Source organism: Pseudarthrobacter sulfonivorans, assembly GCF_024391045.1.
GTDB classification, from domain to species: Bacteria; Actinomycetota; Actinomycetes; order Actinomycetales; family Micrococcaceae; genus Arthrobacter; species Arthrobacter sulfonivorans_B.
Genome location: NZ_JANFCZ010000026.1, coordinates 17,048 through 35,057 on the forward strand (window position 1 = coordinate 17,048; position 18,010 = coordinate 35,057).

The window sequence follows — 18,010 nt, forward strand, 5'->3', positions numbered from 1 at the left end:
GTGCGGCATTCATGACTCCAAGTTCGTGTGAAGGGTATAAGAAGAAGGTTAGCTCCTCGCCGGAGCCCCCATTCTCGTTAATTGCCATCAACCCAATACCCTCCACAGGCGGTCAAGCGAGATTGATTGCGCAGGCGCCGAAATTTCCCGCGCGGCTCTGTGCTGGCCACCACGAAGCAACCGTTCCTTAATCCTCTCAATCCTCCTTTACTAGACCTTCAGCTCCCCACCGCGAACCCACAACCGCGACGGCCTCCCCCGCGTCCTGTCCGACATCTGCCCCGTCCCCTGCAGCTTCGGCTCCATGAACCGCCGGAATGTATCCCGCATCAGCGGGGCACCAGCCACCGCCTCATGCAGCCCCCGTAGATCCTTCAGCGTGAAAGGCTCGGCCAGCAGCGCCCCCGGATCCGGCTCTTCCGCGTAGGCGGCCCGGAGCCACTCCACCGCCTTCGCCACGATGTCCGCATGCCCGTAGGGCAGCCCGCCGACCAGCTCCGGCTCCCCGGACACGGAAGCCAGCCGGACGCCGTCGGACTTTAGCGCCTCCTCCAACGCCGCCAACGGCACCACGTCTACGTGCGCCACTGACAACACCCAGCCGCGGTCATCCCGCTCCGGCTCGTCAAACACCTGCAGCTGCCGCGGAACCCGACCCGAGATCCCCGCCTTCTCGCGCAGGCAGCGCAGCACCGCATCCGCCAGCGTCTCCCGCTCGCGCAGGAACGTGCCCGGGAGAGCCCACTTTCCGTGCTGATGGTCCTCCGCGCGGCGCACCAGCAGCACGCACACGCTCCCGCCCGCAACGGTCAGCACCGCCGTATCCACCGCCACCGACGGCCGCGGGTAGTCGAGCAGGGACGAGCCAGGACTGTTCTTGGAAACCATCACACCTCATTTATCGCAGTCTTGCGCTAAAGAAGCAACCCGTGCATACTTGGATCAATTAGCGCAGAAATGCATTAAATTAACCGGAGGTCACCATGAAAGTCCCGCAGCTCCACGTCGGCGCCGGCAGCAGCCTCGGCCCGCTCAGTATCTTCCCCGTCTGGACTTCAGGCTCCGGCAGCCTCGGCATCAGCACCGGCACCCACGCAGACGTTGCCGTCACCGAACTCGCCAGCGGCGCCCAGGTGGCCCGCCTCACCGTCACCAACAACGGCCCGCACCCCGCACTGCTGCTGGAAGGCGAGCTGCTCGAAGGCGGGCAGCAGCACCGGACGTGCGCCCGCGACGTCGTCCTCGGTCCCGGCGAAACCCGCGACATCGACACCTTCTGCGTCGAGGCCGGCCGCTGGGAAGCCAGCGAAACCAGCCACCGCCGGCAGGCCCGGCGCGCTCCGCTGAACGTCTGGTCCGAACTGGCCAACGGCTATGGCGGCGAGCGCGGCAGCAACCGGCAGGGGCGGATCTGGGAGCGGGTCAGCCGCTTCGACAACGCCCGGGGCGTCTCTGCCACCAGCTCCCTCCTCCAGCACATGGACCAGTTCAAGGACGACAAGGAAGAGCGGAACCGCTTCGATGCCGACGACGCCCCGAAGCCGCTGGAAGGCCAGCGCGGCGTGGTGATCGGCCTCGGCCAGCAGCCGCTGCTCCTGGAGGTCTTCGGCACCAGCACGATGTTCCTCCGCCACTACCGCCAGCTGATCGATGCGGCACTGCTCGATCTGGAACTCCTACTGCCCCACGCGCTAGCATCCGGGCCGATCTCCGGCCAGCGCGCCCGCGACTTCGCCGCCCACGTCCAGGCGATGGACTTCGGGACGTTCGACGTCGGCCCGGCGGCCGTGGAGGTCGGCAACCACGGTTCCCTCCGGAGCCGCAACGTCTCCCGCGCCGCCGGAGCGCTCACCGCTGCCGGCATCGCCGTCGCGCTCCCCCAGCGCCGCCCGCAGCTGGCCCACCTGACCGGCTGGAACACCCAACACCCTCTGATGGAGATGGCATGAAACTGAACCCCCTGCAGAATGACCGCGCGGCCGGCGTCCTCGTCGCCCTGGCCACGGGTGACGCCCTTGGTGCCGGCTACGAGTTCGGCGCGCCGCTGCCGGACGGCGCCGAAGTCACCATGAAGGGCGGCGGCCCGTTCGGGTTCGCGCCGGCCGAGTGGACCGATGACACGTCCATGGCCATCCCCATCGCCCAGGCGCTGCTGGAGTCCTCCTCCGCTGCCGGGTCCTCCTCCCCCGCGGCGCTGACCATGGTGGTCCGGGCCTGGACCTCCTGGGCTGCGGAGGCGAAGGACGTCGGGGCGCAGACCAGCTCCGTCATCGCCGCTGCCCGCCGTTTCGCTGCGGTTGCTGGGCGGAGCAAGGTGCACGCGGCCGACTTCGCTGCCCGCGGCCGCCGACTTCCACGCCCGCACCGGCCGCAGCGCCGGCAATGGTTCGTTGATGCGCACGGCCCCGCTTGCCCTGGCCTACCTGGACCGTGAGCCGGCAGAACTGATGGCTGCCGCCGGGGTGATGAGCGCGCTGACCCACGCCGATCCTGATGCGCAGGAAGCGTGCGGGCCGTGGTGCGTTGCCATCCGGAACGCGGTGCTGACCGGTGGGCTCGATGTCCGCGTGGGGCTGCCTCTACTACCGGAGGAGCGTGCTTCGGTGTGGCTGGCGCGCATCGAGACGGCCGAGCGGTCCCGGCCGAGGGACTTCACGAACAACGGCTGGGTGGTGGAGGCCTTCCAGGGCGCGTGGAGTGCGATCCACTATGCGGGTCTGTCGGCGTCGGGTCCGGCGCACCTGCGGGCGGCTCTTGAGGAGGCTGTACGGGGCGGCCGGGACACCGACACCGTGGCCGCGATCGCCGGCGGCCTGCTGGGTGCCGCGTACGGCTACACCGCGGTGCCGTTCGAGTGGCGACAGCGCCTTCACGGCTGGCCGGGGCTGCGTGCCCGCGATCTGATGGTCCTGGGTATGGAGCTGGGCCGTGGCGAGGGCCGCCGGTCCGCTTCCTGGCCACGGGCCGATCGCCACGACTACAGCATGTGGAGCCGCACCGACGTACTGGTGCAGCACCCGCACGACGACGGCGTGTGGCTGGGCGGGGCCGGCTCCCTTGCGCGGGTTACGGAGTTGGGGATTGACGCGGTGGTGTCCCTCTGCCGGCTGGGGACGCTGGATGTGCCGGGAGTGGCTCCGGAAGACCACGCCTCATTCTGGGTGGTCGACTCCGCTGTTGAAGGCGACAACGCACACGCCGCATTTGTCCTCCGGGAGGCGGCTGCCGCCGTCGAACGTTACCGGGCGGAAGGCAAGACAGTGTTGCTCCACTGTGTCCGGGCGGAATCCCGGACACCGACTGTCGCTGCGCTGTATGGTGCCCGCGTGGCCGGGATTTCTCCCTTGGAGGCGCTGGAGGATGTGCGTCGCGTGCTGCCCGGAGCACGGCCGAATCCGCTTTTCATGGGCATGCTGGCGGATGCCGAAACCAGCGCCGATCCCGTGGCCGGCGGTGCCACGCGCGCAGGTGCCCACAAATGTCCGAGGCTGCTGATAGGAATATGACCATGACAACAACTCCTGAACTCAGCCGGGAGCAGCGCGACGCTGCGATGGTTGAGCGCTACGCCGACGGCGAGACGCTGGACGCCATCGGCCAGAGCTTCGGCATCACCCGTGAGCGGGTCCGGCAGATCATCGCCAAAGTGGGTGGGACGAACGCTGAGGAATCCCGCAAGAACCGGATCGCGGCGCGGGAAGCAGGTGTGAAGGCCGCCCACGATGCGTTCCTCACAGAATACGGGGACCTTGCCCGCCAGATGGCAAAACGCGGCGTGACCCGTCCGGACGCCGTGCTCAAGCTGCAGGCTCTGTACCCGGCGATCGACGTCGATCTGGCTGAAGAGTCACTGAAGGCGTCCACTATCGTCTTCTCCAAGGCACAGATGGATGACATCTTCTCCAGGGAGGCGCTCGCTGCTGGCATCTGGTTCCTGCTGGGCTCGGACCGAAACGTTTCGCCTGACCGTGAGTGGGCAGCGGTCAACTTGGACCTGTTCCTCATGAGCGAGCTGCGGGCAGCCCTGGAATCCGCCGAAGCGTCGCCCGATGACGTGGCTACCATCCTGGGAGTTATTGGTGCCGCCCAGAAACTCGTATCGGAAAACCCATTGGCGAGTATCACCGGCGCGCGCTACCAGGAGCTCCGTGACGAGCTTGTAGTGGCGCTTGGTCTGGTGTCCCGGCAGGGAGCTTTCCCGTGGCCGCCCACCCGGCAAACCGTGATGAAGCGCTTTGGTGGCTGGAACGAGGCCCTCGAAGCAATGGGGATCGGGACCACCACACAAGGCCGCCCCAAAGGCTTGCTGAAGTTCACCCGTGAAGACTACGACGACGCTGTGCGCGACTACTGCTTCCATATGTCGGCGGCAGAAACGAAGGCCACCTATTCCGGGTACGACATTTGGGTCAAGCAGGAGATCACTGCTGGTCGCGAACGGCCATCGGGGGCGTCAGTGCGCAACATCTACGGCACGTGGGCGGATGCCGTCCGCTCCGTGCAGGAGTAGGTGCGGAGTTGGGGGACGGTATGGGGGGACAACTTGTCGCGCCGGTTGACATCAGGGTGCCTCAAGAAGTTGCCCCGCGGCGCAGATTGGTCGAGGCCTACCGTAGAGGCGATCCGCTGCGGGTGATCGCCAACGATTTCGGCGGGAGCGTCGCCGGCATCTGCGATGCGCTCATTGTGGAGACGGTGCCGGAAGACGAACTTGAGCGGTACCGGTCGGTCCGGGGCAGGGGTCGGGCCGCCTTGGGCTCCATCTGGGAAAGCGCGGAAATGGCCACCAGGCTGAACCGCTCCGGAATGGGCCGCTCTGAAATTCCTGTGGTGCTGCATGCACTCGGGAAGGAAATCGACGTCGAGGTCGCCGTCGAACTCTTGCGCATCCGCTGGGTCCCGGTCTACGACCCCACGATCCTTTCGCAGCCAATCCGGCTTAGCGACAAGCTCGCGCTGCTTTACGTCATTGGAAAACGCCATGGGATCGAACCTGACTACCAGCTGGCGCTTGGCCAGATACCCGCGGATGAAGTCATCGAACTGCGACTCCTGACGAAGTCACGCTTCCCACCAAGGCGCTTCGCGGAAATTCTCGCAACTGCGGAGACCACCAAACTGGCTGTGCGTGCACGGGTTGCCACGTCCTTGTCCGTCGCGGATTACGACGCCACCGCGAACCCCCTTTCAAGGCGCCTCAGAGACTACATTTCCGAGGGCACTGACCCTTGGCCTCCCCCTGCCCCAACACTGGTGCGGCGCCTCGGTGCCGGCAGCTGGGAGCAGGCCCTGAACACGGTCGGGTTGAAGTTGAACACAGCCGCAGATCGTCTTGGACTGGACGAGTTCGACCCCGCGCTGCATGATTTCGCCGAAGAATGTGCCGACTCTGACTTTCCGTTGACCCTCGAGGTTTATGACCGCTGGGTCACGGCGGAGACTGTATTGGATGGCAACCGTCCATCAGCCCTCGAGGTCATAGACCACTACGGCGGCTGGGATGAAGCGCTCAGTCAGGTCCTTGATTACCAGGGAAATGAAGGGTTGGAGCAGCGTTCAAAGTCGCTTCTACGCTATGCACCGTTCCTGGAAGGCAAGGATGCAGCCGTGGAAGCGGCATGGGTGCGCGCCGGAGAGTACATCGCTGAACTCCTAGCTCATATGCCCCGCAACAGGGCGCTGCACATTCAGTACGGCGATGCTGGTGGCGCGGCACTCCGGCCATACGCGGAGGGTACGCGGGGGCCCGAGGGGATTTGGTGCGAAATAGTGTCCGAGCGACTGTTGCCGACCGATCGGTGGCCGATTGATGTGGACCTTTTGAAATCAGAACACTGGATTGCCCCGGACGACGAGTTTCCTAATTGGTGCAAGGAGAAGGTGCCCGTCCATGAGGCGGGGCATCAGCTTCTTAGGGGGCTGCGGTACGGGCGCCTGTGTGCTGATCCGTGGCAACTCAGGTGGGGCACCCGACAGCCCCTAAACGGCCCCGGGCGGGACCACGGCGTGACTCTCGAAGACGCCCTCGCTGGGGAAACACAGACTCTGAGAAATGCAGGCTAAGGCTCTCGCGACCTTCGCAGACGTCCCCCGCCGGACTCGATCATTACTAGACGAATGGGAACACACGATGACGACACCGCACCTCGGCTCGACAGCTGCCGGTGACCGCGCTGAGACCATTGAGCAGGCCATGAGGTCTTTTCTCGCCGGGGATCCGCTGAGATTTATCTCGGAGGCCACAAGCCTAAGCAGCTGGGACTTGCTGGGCATCCTTAGCGGACGCATAGCGGACCGTGGCGAGAAACAGCGGTCGGCAGCGCTCCGGGATCGTTGTTCCTCAACGGCCAAGATCCTGGTTCAGGAGATGGAACGGTTCGAGCAGCTCATGAGTGCCGGAATCGATGTCCTCGATGTACCGAAAGTGCTGGCCGCGCTGGGCGTCCAGCTGGACGTTCCCATAGCCGTGGAGATGCTCCGGAGCATGCCGATCGTCAAGGACATACACGGAAGGGTTTCCAATGTCCCCGAGGGACTGCCCATCGATGCCCTGAGTCTGCTTTACGCCACCGGATTCGCCCGCGGACTGACGCCAGACCATGAACTGGCTCTGGGAAGGATGGACCCGTCATCCATCGCGGAAATCCGAAACTTCCTGGGCCCAAGTTTTTCCTATAAGAAGACAGCCCGAATCCTGGGGTTGATTGAAGCGACGGCAAAGGCAATCCGCGCTGGCGATGTAGCGGGAATCTCATACTCGGACTATGAGGAAATAGCTTGGGCACACTCAGGGGAAGAAGGAGACACTACGGCCAACCCGACTGCAAGCTGGCCTGTTCCCGCAAAAGACCTCCGCCGGCGGTTGGGCCAAGGGTTCTGGGAGACGGCATTGAACTCGGTGGGGCTGCAACTCCCGTCAGCCAACGACCGGTTCGGCCCCACTGATTTTGTCAAGGCATCCAGAGGGTTCATGGAGAGTTACGGCTCCTTCGGCTCTCCGAAAGACGTGTCAAGCTACGACAGCTGGGTCATTGCCGAAACAGCCGCCGGCCGCGATCGACCGTCCGTCATTGCAATACGCCGGCACTTTGGAGCCTGGGAGTCGGTGATCGGGGCCGTCATGCCTCCCGAGGTCGGTGAAGAGGAGTTCGCCGGCCTCGTTGAACTCTGCAGGACTCAAAACAGCGTCGAAGAGCAGTGGGCGCGGGCGGGCGAGCTGGTCAGCGATGTGCTGGCCAACATGCCGTGGAATTCGTTCCTGAGCATTGATTACGGTGACGAGACCGACGGGCCGCGCCGTCCATACGCCCAGGCAAACCCGAGCGCTGACGGCGTTTGGTGCGAGATCGTCTCGGAAGAGTTCCTTCCCGCGGACGAGTGGCCAATCGACACCGACTATCTCGTGAGAAACGGCTGGTCCGCGCCTGACGAGGAAGTCCCGAACTGGCACAAACAGGGCGTTCCGCCCCTTGAAGCCGGGCACCAGCTACTGGAGGGCCTGGCGCGCGGCCGGCGCTGCCATGATCCAGAGACGGTCCGCTGGCACAGCGGAGATTTCCCGGGAGGCCCGGGGCCCGACGGCGGCGTCATTTTGGACTTTGACCCAGGCGGAGTGGTCCGGAACCTGCGGCGCGCGAGCTAAGAATCGTTCGGAGGAGAAGAGCATGCCAAAGCGTCGCCGCAACCGCCAGCCTGCTGCGCCAATGCCTGCCGCCTTACAGCCAGATGCCGTCGCCCCCACGCGTCCCAGTTCGGATCCGAAGCCACAGGATTTGGCTGCCCTTCTGTTGGACCATTCCCGCCTGCGGCCGGTGGTCGTGATCTCCCGGTTCTCCGATGAGGACTCTCCCCGGCTGGACAGCGAAAGCATCGCGTTGGAGCTCAAGGGGATTGCCGACGTCGTGGTCATCACGAACGGGCCCGCGACCTACGAACTTGAGCAGCTCCTCCCCGTTGACACCCACATTTTCGGCAGCGCCGCCAGGGTTTATCCACCCGGCATGAAATGGACCAAGGATCCGTACAGCAGCCCTCTTCGGCTTGTGCGGAGCCGGGCAGATGTCGGGACTGTCACCGCAAGAATCATCAGCGATGCCGAGGACGTCGCATTTTCAGGTGGCTGGAAGACAGCCAGTCCGGCCAGCAAGGGAAGCTCCGCCGAGACCGGACTGGTCAAAAGCATTGCCCGCGACGGCTCCCGAGCTGTTGTGGAGCTCAGCAGCGGTTTGCAAGTATTCCTGCCAGAGGAGTCCACCGGGCTCGGCGTCCCGCTGCATTGGATCCTGCGCGAGGGCATGACCGTTTCGGGTGATTTCGACACCGGGAAACAGATCTTTTCAGTCGCAGCCATAAAACCTCCCGCCCCAGCCGAGGGCCGCGACGACGGCGATTTGGTCCCCGCGCTTGTCCGATCCGTTGGGAGAGGGTCGGCAGATCTGGCCTTGGTTCCCGGACACTCCCACACGGTAGCGATCAGCAGCATCTCCTCCAATGAGCTGGATTCAGCTGCGGACCTCCTGACGGAGGGCGAGGTTGTTGCAGTCAGGATCCACCGGAGCAGCGGCCACATAAGGCTGTCAATGCTCGACGTCGACGACTCCGAACCCGTGTTGAGCGCTCCGGAACTGGTGCCGGGCGGAGGGCCATGGCTGGTTCCCGGCCGCGACCTTTTGCCGAAGGCACCCGACGTCTCGGTCACCCGCCTGTCCGCGCCGGTCCAAACAGTACACAGCCAGAGTCCGGGCTCAGGGTCATCAGCACTAAAGTCGGTGGAACTGGCGCTGGCCGCCGAACGCGCCAAACGGCAGGAACTGGAGCACCAGGTCGCTGGACTGAAGTCGGCAAACCAGGAGCATCAAGTACACGCAGCCGAGCTGGATGCAGACGTCATGCTCAGCCGTCAGCAGGCAGCCGAACTATTAGGTGTGCAGCAGGAAGCCGGCCGCCTCCGCACCGAGCTTGCCGCTGCCAACAAGCAGCTCTCCGACCTGAGGAAGAAGCTCCGCGGAGTCCGCAAGGAGGAAGCAGCTCCAGAACGTATGTTCCTTGACCCGGTAGAAGACTTTGACTTCAGGCTTAGCCTCACGTGGGCGCTTCAGATTCCCGCTGCAGACAAGAATCGGCTGACGCTGGGCCGATACCGGCTTGGCGAAGACTTCCTGGAAAGCCTCTACGAGCAGCCTCAGGAAAAACAGAGGAAGGCTCTCAAAGCCATCGTCGACCTATTGGTCAAGGATCCGGCAAGGCTCAGCTTGCGTGAAGCCCACCAGCTGAGAACACATGCATCTGGAGGATCTGAAGTAGTCGCCCGCAATAATGGCCAAGATGTTTGTTGGCGGCTCTATATCGAACAGAATGTCGCGGCTGCAAGACGCCTCCACTATTGGAAGTGCGGGGACGGTGAGATCGAACTTTCGAGGGTGGCCGTTCACGACGTAACTCAGGCCTAGGTGCCATCACCGCTTTGGCTGACGGAGAAATGTCGGGCCTTGCCTTCACGATTCTTCCAACAGCCTAGCGATGAGGCCTCGAAACAATGGAGGCACAACATGGCCGACGGGTGTGAAGTCTTGATTCGGGGCACAACAAACTGGTTTTCCAACACCAACTGCGTCCTCCTAGCAGAGCTCAGGGATTCCCGGAAACGTCTGAGAGCCGTACTGTTCTCACATGGATGAGGAGCCTTGGATTGTTCCCCCGGGCGCCAAAGATATTGATGGTTCGGATCGTTTTATCGGTACGGACGCCACCGTCGCTGACTTCTGGAAATTCGCGCTAAGCGACTTGCGGATGAACAATGCCCGGGGTTACCTCGCTGAATTCCTCGTGGCAAAAGCGCTAGGACTACAGAGTGTTCACCGCATCGAATAGGATGCCTACGACCTATTGCTGGACGGGATTCGCATTGAGGTGAAGTCGTCGGTGTACTTGCAGGCGTGGGAGCAGCCACGACCCAGCCGGATCACCTTCGGCGGGCTGCAGGGGACTCGGTACCACCCCCGGCACGGTTACGACCCTGCAGGAAAGCAACTGAACGCGGATGTGTACGTGTTTTGCGTCCACACGGCAAAGCGGCACGAGGACTACAACCCGCTCGACGTTAAGCAGTGGTCGTTCTACGTCGTCAAGCGCAGCGCTCTGCAACGCCTCGGTTACAGGAGCATCGGTGTGGACACTGTCAGGAGCCTTGCAAACGGGGAAACGGCATGGCCAGAACTACGCGCTGCCGTGCTCGAGGCCGCGCAAGGTGAAGATTTCACAGACACACCTTGGTGGTCGGAGTAACCAATTCAGGACACTTTCTGGAGCCGCGAACCACACAATCGAATAATGTCGGGCCGTGCTGATACAAATATGACCTGAAACAACTTCTGAACTCAGCGCGGAGCAACACTACGCTGCGGTCTCCGGAGCTTAGGAATCGTGCGCGTGCAAAAGCGCAGCAGTGGAAAGACTGATACCCCGTGATGGAATTGCTCAGCGGAGCCAGCGTAGGCACGTTCAAGAATTTTGTTTGGATCATTGCTGTGGTGATCGGCCTGCTGTTCCTCGTTGGAAGCCGCGTTTCCACTCCGCTGAAAATTGCAGCGAGGCTGGTGGCTGCCCTGACGGCAGGCACGGCGGCTTTTGCCGCAGCCAACCTTGCGGTGGTCTTCTACATCCTTGCCCACCTTATGGATCCGCGCTGGTCTGTCGGGAGGGACGCAACGGTCGAGAGCCCTGAACTGTCTGCGGGACCGTTCTTCCAGCCAATAACCGACACGCTGAATGACATTCTGGACGGCCTGACCGGCAGCGTTAACGACGTCATCGCATTGAAGAACGCGTTCCTCACCATGCCCGACTTTATTGTCGCCGCGGGCTGGGCGTCCGTTGTGCTGGTAGGTCTCGCGATCGCGAATCGCATCCTTTCCTCGATTATCGAAAAGGACCAAATGAAGCAGATCGACCGGAATACGCGGGATCTGGCTGATATTCGTGTTCAGTTCGGGCTGGCCCCCTTCCAGGACACGAAGGTCGGAGCACGATGAGGTGCATTCCGGAGGAACCGGAATTTGGCGAAGGTTTTCACGCCGAGAAGGCCGTCTGGGACGCGCTGAATAGTAGCCTGCCCGATGACTGCGTTCTGGCCCACTCCGTCCAGGTTCGTGAAGGCCGCAGCGAGCATGAGATCGATCTGCTGGTCCTTTGGCCCAATGTGGGGATGGCCGCCATTGAGGTCAAAGGCGGCAAGGTCAGCATCGACAACGGGCAGTGGTACCAGTCGGACCGTTCCGGGAAGCACAAAATCAAGAGCCCCGTAGCGCAGTCCCAAAGCTCGCTCCACGCGCTCAAGAACTGGCTTGAGGATCAGCTCGGCACACGGCTGAGCAGCCGCAGCGCCTACATGGTCAGCCTGCCCTTCACCGACGTGGCCCATGACTGGACCATGGCCGGCTGCCCGCGGTCCCTCATCCTTGACCAGGAAGATAGCAAATCCCCCGCCGAGCTTGTCCGCCAAGCCATTGAGCACGAAGGAGGCGGGGCTGCCCCGCTTGCCCCGGCCTTTCTGGAGCGCATCGTCCGTAAGCTGAGCGGAAACCTGGACACCGCCGTCGAGCATTCCAGCACTGCGCAAGAAGATGAAGCAGCGCAGGACCACCTCACCGAGCGCCAGGCCGCGCTGCTCCAAGCGACGCGCTCACTCCCCCGGATCCGCTTCACCGGCGGTGCGGGCAGCGGTAAGACCTGGCTGGCAGTGGAAAAGGCCCGCCTGCTCAGTAAACAGGGAAAACGCGTTGGCCTCTTCTGCTACAACAAGGGTCTGGGCCAATACCTGCAGGACCGGACCTCCAGCTGGCGACAGGCTAAGCCGGTGTTTACGGGTGAATTCCACGAATACGTGCGTGGACTGGGGGTTCCGGACGGCTCCGGCCAGGACTACTTCGATGTGGAAATGCCCCGCCTGCTCAAGGAACTGGCAGCAACGATGAACCCCGCCGACCGGCTGGATGCTGTCGTGGTCGATGAGGCCCAGGACTTCGCACCGCTCTGGTGGGACGCGCTGCTCGCCTGCACCAAGGACCCGGCGACCAGTGAGGTATACGCCTTTATGGACGACCGGCAGGATGTCTACCGCAGATGGGGAGGCGCGACGGCGGACCTTGCCACCGGGCCTACGGCCACCTTCGTGCCCATCCACGTCGATGACAACTTACGGAACACCCGCAAGATCGCCGAAACGCTCAAACCTTTCGCGGGAGACCACTTCACACCGCGAGGCAGTACGGGCCTGCCAGTGAGACTGGTGGAATGCCCTGCCGAGGACGCGCTGGGCGTCGCCGACGAATGCGTCGATGCGCTCATCGGCGAGGGCTGGGCCAACAACCAGATCGCCCTCCTGACCACCAAGGAGCGGCACCCTGTGCACCTCGACTTTTTCGAGCGCGGCGCCACCGATGACTACTGGCGCGAATTCCACGCCGGCGAGGGCGAATTTTATGGCCACGTACTGGGCTTCAAGGGGCTGGAACGATCGGTTGTGGTGCTCTGTGTGAACGGCTTCAAGGACATGGAGCGGGCAGCCGAGCAGCTCTACGTCGGGCTGTCCCGTGCCAGAAGCCTGCTGGTAGTGGTCGGTGATTCCGGGTTGCTGGAGGAAGCAGGCGGACGTGAGCTGAGGGCTGTGTTGGGACGGGCGCAGGTGTGGAAGCCCGTGTCTGAGGACGGCTAGGAAACGGCCGCACGCGTCATTGTCAGACCCACCGCATAACCTTCAGTCACTAGATTCGTTACCGTCCAATGGGGGATGAAATGCCAGAACTGGTCGACGCCGGGCCGTACCCGGTTGCAACGCTTCCGCGGGTGCCCGCACCGGTTCCGGCCGCGTCAGTTCCTGCCTCCTACGACTACGCCTTCCTGTACGCCTGGCAGCAGGAAGCATTGAAGGCTTGGCACTCGAACGGCCGCCGCGGCGTCATAGAGGCCGTCACCGGTTCCGGTAAGACCCGCGTCGGCATAGCTGCCGCTTTCGAGGCAGTCCGGCAGGGCATCAAAGTCCTCATCCTGGTACCCACCGCCGAGCTCCAGCGCCAGTGGCTGGCGTCGCTGCGGCGAGACCTGCCTACTGCCCGGCGCGGCGCCCTCGGTGACGGCCGGTCCGATTCACTCGACAACGTCGACATCCTCGTTGCCATCGTCCATTCGGCGTCCGACCGGGAAACGCTCCGTGCGCACAAAGCCGGGTTGATCATCGCCGATGAGTGCCACCGCTACGCCGCCCCCATGTTCACCGGTGCCCTTCAGGAAGGGTACGCCTGGCGCCTCGGCCTGACGGCGACGTACGAAAGGTCCGACGGCGAGCACGAGAACCTTCTGACGCCCTATTTTGGCGGCGTCATCTACAAGCTCTGGTATGACCGGGCGCTGAAGGACGAGGTGATTGCTCCTTTTGATATCGCCCTTGTTGGTGTCGACCTGACGGCCTCCGAGCAGGTCGACTACGACGAATTCTCCGACCAGATGTCTGAGGCTGCCCGGAATCTGGAGTCCTACGCAGACATTCCGCGCCGGCCGTTCCATCAGTTCATCGCCGCGGTGGCCGCCCTGGCCGCGTCGGAATCGCCGAGCAGGGAGTCGACGGTTGCACGCAAGTACATGCGTGCCATGTCCTCGCGTCTCACCCTGCTGGCCGAGGCCAAGACGAAATACTTGGCGCTGGCAGCGCTGAAAGAGACTGTCGATCAGTCCCGCGGGACACTGGTGTTCACACAGACCCAGGAGTCCGCACGCCGGGCCCAGGAGCTGTACACGTCCTTGGGTTCGAAGGCGTCGGCCGTGTTCAGTGGCATGGCCAAGGACGACCGCCGGCAAGGCATGGACGACTTCCGCAGCGGTGCATCCCAGATCCTCGCAGCACCGAGGCTCCTCGACGAAGGCATCGACGTCCCCGAGGCCGCCCTCGGAATCATCGTTGCTGCCAACCGCAGCCAACGCCAGATGGTCCAGCGTCTCGGCCGTGTGATCCGCAAAAAGGCCGACGGCCGGCCCGGCCGGTTGGTTGTCCTCTACTCCAAGGGCACAGTTGAGGATCCGGATGTTCAGGGCGAGGAGTTCCTGGGCAAAGTCCTTCCGTTCGCCCGCAACGTTGAATTCTTCGACATCAAGAAGGACATGGACCGGTTGCAGGACTTCCTCCGCCAGGCGGAAGCTTCCGTTCCCGAACCGGTACTGGTGCCCCCTCGGCTCGACCCTCCTGCCAACGAACCGCAGGTCGACGAAATCCAGCCCACATCTTTCGATCTCGAGGACCAGGAGTGGCCGGAGGAACTCTCTGGCCTGGAGGGTTTCAGCGACGATGCGGTGTCCGATTACCTCAGGCGGGCGGGACGCGCTGAGTTGCTGACTGCCGAGCAGGAGGTGGAGCTTGCGCAGGAGATCGAGGCCGGACTCTTTGCCTCGCACCTCTTGGCGGACGGCACTCCCCGTGGACGCAAGGAATCGCGGGAGCTCCGCGCGATTGCCCTGCTGGGTGAACGCGCCGCGGACGCCCTTCTGGAGGCAAACCTCCGACTTGTCGTGTCCAACGCCAAGCGATACGTGAACCACGGCTTGGACTTCATGGACCTGATCCAGGAAGGGAACATCGGCCTCCACCGGGCCGTCTGCAAGTTCGACTACACGCTGGGCAACAAGTTTTCGACGTACGCCACGTGGTGGATCCGCCAAGCCGTAACGCGCGCTTTGGCGGACCAGGGCCGCATCATCCGGCTGCCCGTCCACATGGTGGAGCAGATCCACAAAGTACTGTCTGTCCAGCGAGAGGCCGCGAAGAATGGTCTTGTGTACAGCCTCGAAGAGCTTGGAAGGCTCACGGGCAACTCCGCCGAAAAAGTCGAGCAGCTCCTGTCCCTGGACAGACCTGTGTTTTCACTGGACTATCTGGTTCCGGACGGCAGGGGCGGCTTGGAAGCACTCGGTGAGCAATTGGTGGACCCCACCGACATCGATGCTTTCGAGTACATGGCCAGCGAACAGCTGACTGCGCGAATCCACACGATGCTCGACGGATTCACGGAGCGAGAAGCCGCCGTGATCGCAATGCGCTTTGGACTCACTGACGGTGAGAACAAGACACTGGACGAAATCGGCAGAGTGTATGGCGTGACACGGGAACGCATCCGGCAGATCGAAAGAAAGACGATGGACAGGCTCAAGGAGGACTCCGTCTCCGGTGTCCTCAGGAGCTTCTACTTCACAAATTACGACCCGGACGCCAAAAACCGGCCGGCTCGGGCCATTGTTCCTTCATCCACCGCCGCAGACAGTGACACAGAGTTGCCGGAGGCTGTCGCAAGCATGATAGAACCGAGCAACAGTCAAAGCATGGGGGAAAAGTGAAGATCGAGTTTGGGTGGCATCTGGACCGGGCACCATGGGCCTACACGCGTCCTGGGCTCAACCGGATCAGGGTGGGCCGGAAAAACTTCACGGCCCTTCTGCAGACACGGCTGGGCATCACCCGTCCAGAGACCGGCCACGCTGAACGTGTCAGCCAGTACCTGGAGCGTCTTCAGACCATCGATACCCCCGATGCGTGGTTCCATGAGTCCTTCAAGGTGGACCCGTGGTCGACCGCCCAGGAGTTACTCGCCGCCCGGGATGACGTCGTCTCCAATGGCTGGGACGGTCTGCTCCCCTCCCGGGGGCATGACTCAGAAGCGCCGTCCCCGTTGCTACAGACACTCTCGGCAGCTGAAAAGGCGCCCGGACGGCTCTCGCCCTCGCTGGCGGATGACATTGCAGAGCTGTTGACTGCCATTGACTCGCCGCTGCCGCTTGGCATCGATGAGCTCATCCTCCAGCACCCGGAGCATAGCTTTCCGCAGGTTTGGCAAGTAATTATCGGGAAGCTCCGCGCCCGTGGAGCCCATATCAGCGAAGTATGCTCAGCCGCCACGCCTCCCACGCTGACCATCCTGACAGCTGAAACTGAGTGGGACGCCGCGGAAACAGCCGCCAGGTGGCTGGCCTCTGGCGACAACGCCAGCACCGCCGTCGTCTGTTCCGACAGCAGCGCACTTCTGGACAGTTACCTCTCCGGCCACGGGCTGCCAGCGCTCGGCGTCGCCACGCCTTCGGTGTGGCGGCCGCAGGACCAGCTGATTCCGTTGTTTTTCGAAGTCATCTGGTCACCGGTGAACGTGCACCTCCTCTCCGAACTGCTCAGCCTTCCCGGTTCACCGGTCCGCCGGGGCGCCGCCCGGCACCTTCTGGGCGCGCTCAAGGCCGAACCCGGAATCGGAGGAGACGCCTGGATTGCGGCAATCGCCGACATTGAAGGCGACGAACACCTCGGCCCGGACGTTGCACGCATGTTGGACGACGTCTTCAACACGGGCCTCCTTATTGAAGAACGTGATGTCAGCGGCATCCAGCTGGCCGAAAGGGCGGAATGGCTGGCAGCCCGGCTGCATGCCCGCGCAGCCATCGACGAAACCGCCAAGGCCACGGCGTCGCTTCTGCAGCGGATCCTTTCCCTGATCAAGCCCCTGCCTCGTGTGTCCCGTAGGGACCTACGCCGGATCATCGCCGCAGTGATTACTCCGTCCTCAGGGTCCATGGTTTCAGCGGAAGCCTCACCATGGCTGCGGCTCGGCCATCTGGCCGAACTGAACGATGAAGTTGACCAGGTCCTGTGGTGGGGATTCCAGGGCGCCAGTGCGCAGCATAACCGTCGTTGGGACGCCCACGACGTTGCAGCCCTCGCCCAGGCGGGTGTGCTTATGCCGGCACCGGAAGAACTGAGCGCACTCGAGGTCACCCAGACACTCGCCGCTTCGACCCGGACAAGAAACCTCGTTCTGGTCCAGATCCAGCAATGCAATGGAGAACGCGTGGCGGGAAACCCCCTCCTGGAGGCACTCGTGGACGCCCAGCCAACCGGGCAGGCGGTGTCCGTGGCGGCCCGACTGGCCGCGTTGACTGTCGGACCCGAACAGCTGACCGACGACGTGGGCCGATGGTCGTTGGCGGGCCGTCATGCGCAGCTGGCCCCCGTTACCAAGCAACGGCCCACGGCACCAGTTCCCCTCCACGAGGTAGCTCCGAACCCGGCGCTCGTTCCCAAACGCATCTCTTACTCCCAGCTGTCCACGCTGCTCGGCTGTTCATTCGCTTGGGCGCTCAAACACAAGGCTCACCTCAGGGTGCCCGACGCCGCCGGAGTGCCCGCCGGCAACCAGATGCTGGGCATCTTTGCCCACAAGGTCGTCGAGGTCCTGCACGGCGAGCTCCGGCCGCTTCACCGTTCGGTTCCGGAAGCAGCCGAGGTGAGCGCCGTCGTCGGGCGTCTCCTGCCCCAGCTGGCATCGGAGCTGCTCCTGCCCGGCCAGCTGCACCGGCTTGCCGGTGTGCGCGCCACCATCGAAGCCACTGTCATGATGTTCTTCCAGCAATTGCAGCGCGGCGGGGTGGTGCTGCAGGACATGGAGCAGGAGTTCAGCAAAGACCTGACTCTCACAGTGGGCGGATCTCAGCTCACCGTTTCCGTAGCAGGCCGGGCCGACGCGGTGGGCATCGATGCCCAGGGACGGACCTCCGTCGTCGACCTCAAGTGGAGCAACACCGAGAAGTATCTCCGCGAGGACGTCCAGCGGGGTGAAGCACTCCAGCTGGCCCTGTACCAATGGGCTCTCAACGACACGGACGTGCCGCCAGACTTTCCAGCCGCATATTTCCTTCTGAAACAGGGAACATTTGCGTCCGCCCATCCGGAGTTCGGCGCTGCGGTGCAACCCGTGCAGGACACGCCAGAGCTGTGGCGCCGCGCCGTGCGTGCCGTGGAATTCACGGTTGAGGAAGTACTTGCCGGAAGGATCACTGCCACGCAGCCTGCCGAGAAGGCGCTGGCCGAAGGTGAGCCCACCGCTGCCGCCCTCGCGGCTGAGAACGAGCGGTTACACAGGAAACCCAACTGTCGGTACTGCGATTTTGGAACGCTTTGTGGACTCAAAGGGGACTACTCGTGAAT

The 18,010-nt window shown here is 63.4% G+C and carries 13 protein-coding genes; 12 read left to right on the forward strand and 1 reads right to left on the reverse strand.

The features are described 5' to 3' along the window. Nucleotides 1–210: 210 nt before the first annotated feature. A complete protein-coding gene (locus NQJ30_RS15570; protein ID WP_255770915.1) occupies nt 211–888 on the reverse strand; it encodes an NUDIX hydrolase in 678 nt (225 codons plus the stop codon). Nucleotides 889–983: 95 nt separating this feature from the next. Between NQJ30_RS15570 and NQJ30_RS15575 the strand changes: the two genes are divergently transcribed. From NQJ30_RS15575 to NQJ30_RS19085, 12 genes are all read left to right on the forward strand, one after another. Continuing rightward, nucleotides 984–1,949, forward strand: a complete 966-nt coding sequence (locus NQJ30_RS15575; protein ID WP_255770916.1) for an ARPP-1 family domain-containing protein — start codon at nt 984–986, stop codon at nt 1,947–1,949. Further along, the gene (locus NQJ30_RS15580) at nt 1,946–2,434 is read left to right on the forward strand and encodes an ADP-ribosylglycohydrolase family protein (RefSeq protein ID WP_255770917.1); all 489 of its coding nucleotides are present in this window, start codon (nt 1,946–1,948) and stop codon (nt 2,432–2,434) included. The genes NQJ30_RS15575 and NQJ30_RS15580 overlap by 4 nt, the downstream gene beginning before the upstream one ends. Then, nucleotides 2,394–3,506 (forward strand): ADP-ribosylglycohydrolase family protein, encoded by a 1,113-nt coding sequence (locus NQJ30_RS15585; RefSeq protein ID WP_255770918.1) that lies wholly within the window; start codon nt 2,394–2,396, stop codon nt 3,504–3,506. Before NQJ30_RS15580 ends, NQJ30_RS15585 begins: the two co-directional genes overlap by 41 nt. 2 nt (nt 3,507–3,508) lie before the next feature. After that, a complete protein-coding gene (locus NQJ30_RS15590; protein WP_255770919.1) occupies nt 3,509–4,510 on the forward strand; it encodes a sigma factor-like helix-turn-helix DNA-binding protein in 1,002 nt (333 codons plus the stop codon). Between the two features lie 122 nt (nt 4,511–4,632). Continuing rightward, the gene (locus tag NQJ30_RS15595; protein ID WP_255770920.1) at nt 4,633–6,063 is read left to right on the forward strand and encodes a TY-Chap domain-containing protein; all 1,431 of its coding nucleotides are present in this window, start codon (nt 4,633–4,635) and stop codon (nt 6,061–6,063) included. Beyond that, nucleotides 6,053–7,642 carry a TY-Chap domain-containing protein gene (locus NQJ30_RS15600; RefSeq protein ID WP_255770921.1) on the forward strand — a complete coding sequence of 530 codons (1,590 nt, stop codon included), beginning with the start codon at nt 6,053–6,055 and terminating at the stop codon, nt 7,640–7,642. Before NQJ30_RS15595 ends, NQJ30_RS15600 begins: the two co-directional genes overlap by 11 nt. Before the next feature lie 130 nt (nt 7,643–7,772). Continuing rightward, nucleotides 7,773–9,449 (forward strand): hypothetical protein, encoded by a 1,677-nt coding sequence (locus tag NQJ30_RS15605; protein ID WP_255770922.1) that lies wholly within the window; start codon nt 7,773–7,775, stop codon nt 9,447–9,449. Between the two features lie 220 nt (nt 9,450–9,669). Beyond that, a complete protein-coding gene (locus NQJ30_RS15610) occupies nt 9,670–9,870 on the forward strand; it encodes a hypothetical protein (protein ID WP_255770923.1) in 201 nt (66 codons plus the stop codon). A gap of 596 nt (nt 9,871–10,466) precedes the next feature. After that, nucleotides 10,467–11,030 carry a hypothetical protein gene (locus tag NQJ30_RS15615; RefSeq protein WP_255770924.1) on the forward strand — a complete coding sequence of 188 codons (564 nt, stop codon included), beginning with the start codon at nt 10,467–10,469 and terminating at the stop codon, nt 11,028–11,030. Continuing rightward, nucleotides 11,027–12,712, forward strand: a complete 1,686-nt coding sequence (locus NQJ30_RS15620) for a nuclease-related domain-containing DEAD/DEAH box helicase (protein WP_255770925.1) — start codon at nt 11,027–11,029, stop codon at nt 12,710–12,712. The genes NQJ30_RS15615 and NQJ30_RS15620 overlap by 4 nt, the downstream gene beginning before the upstream one ends. A gap of 80 nt (nt 12,713–12,792) precedes the next feature. Beyond that, nucleotides 12,793–15,378: a sigma-70 family RNA polymerase sigma factor gene (locus NQJ30_RS15625; protein WP_255770927.1), complete on the forward strand. Its 2,586-nt coding sequence runs from the start codon at nt 12,793–12,795 to the stop codon at nt 15,376–15,378. Further along, nucleotides 15,375–18,008 carry a PD-(D/E)XK nuclease family protein gene (locus tag NQJ30_RS19085; protein WP_255770928.1) on the forward strand — a complete coding sequence of 878 codons (2,634 nt, stop codon included), beginning with the start codon at nt 15,375–15,377 and terminating at the stop codon, nt 18,006–18,008. The genes NQJ30_RS15625 and NQJ30_RS19085 overlap by 4 nt, the downstream gene beginning before the upstream one ends. Nucleotides 18,009–18,010 lie beyond the last annotated feature (2 nt).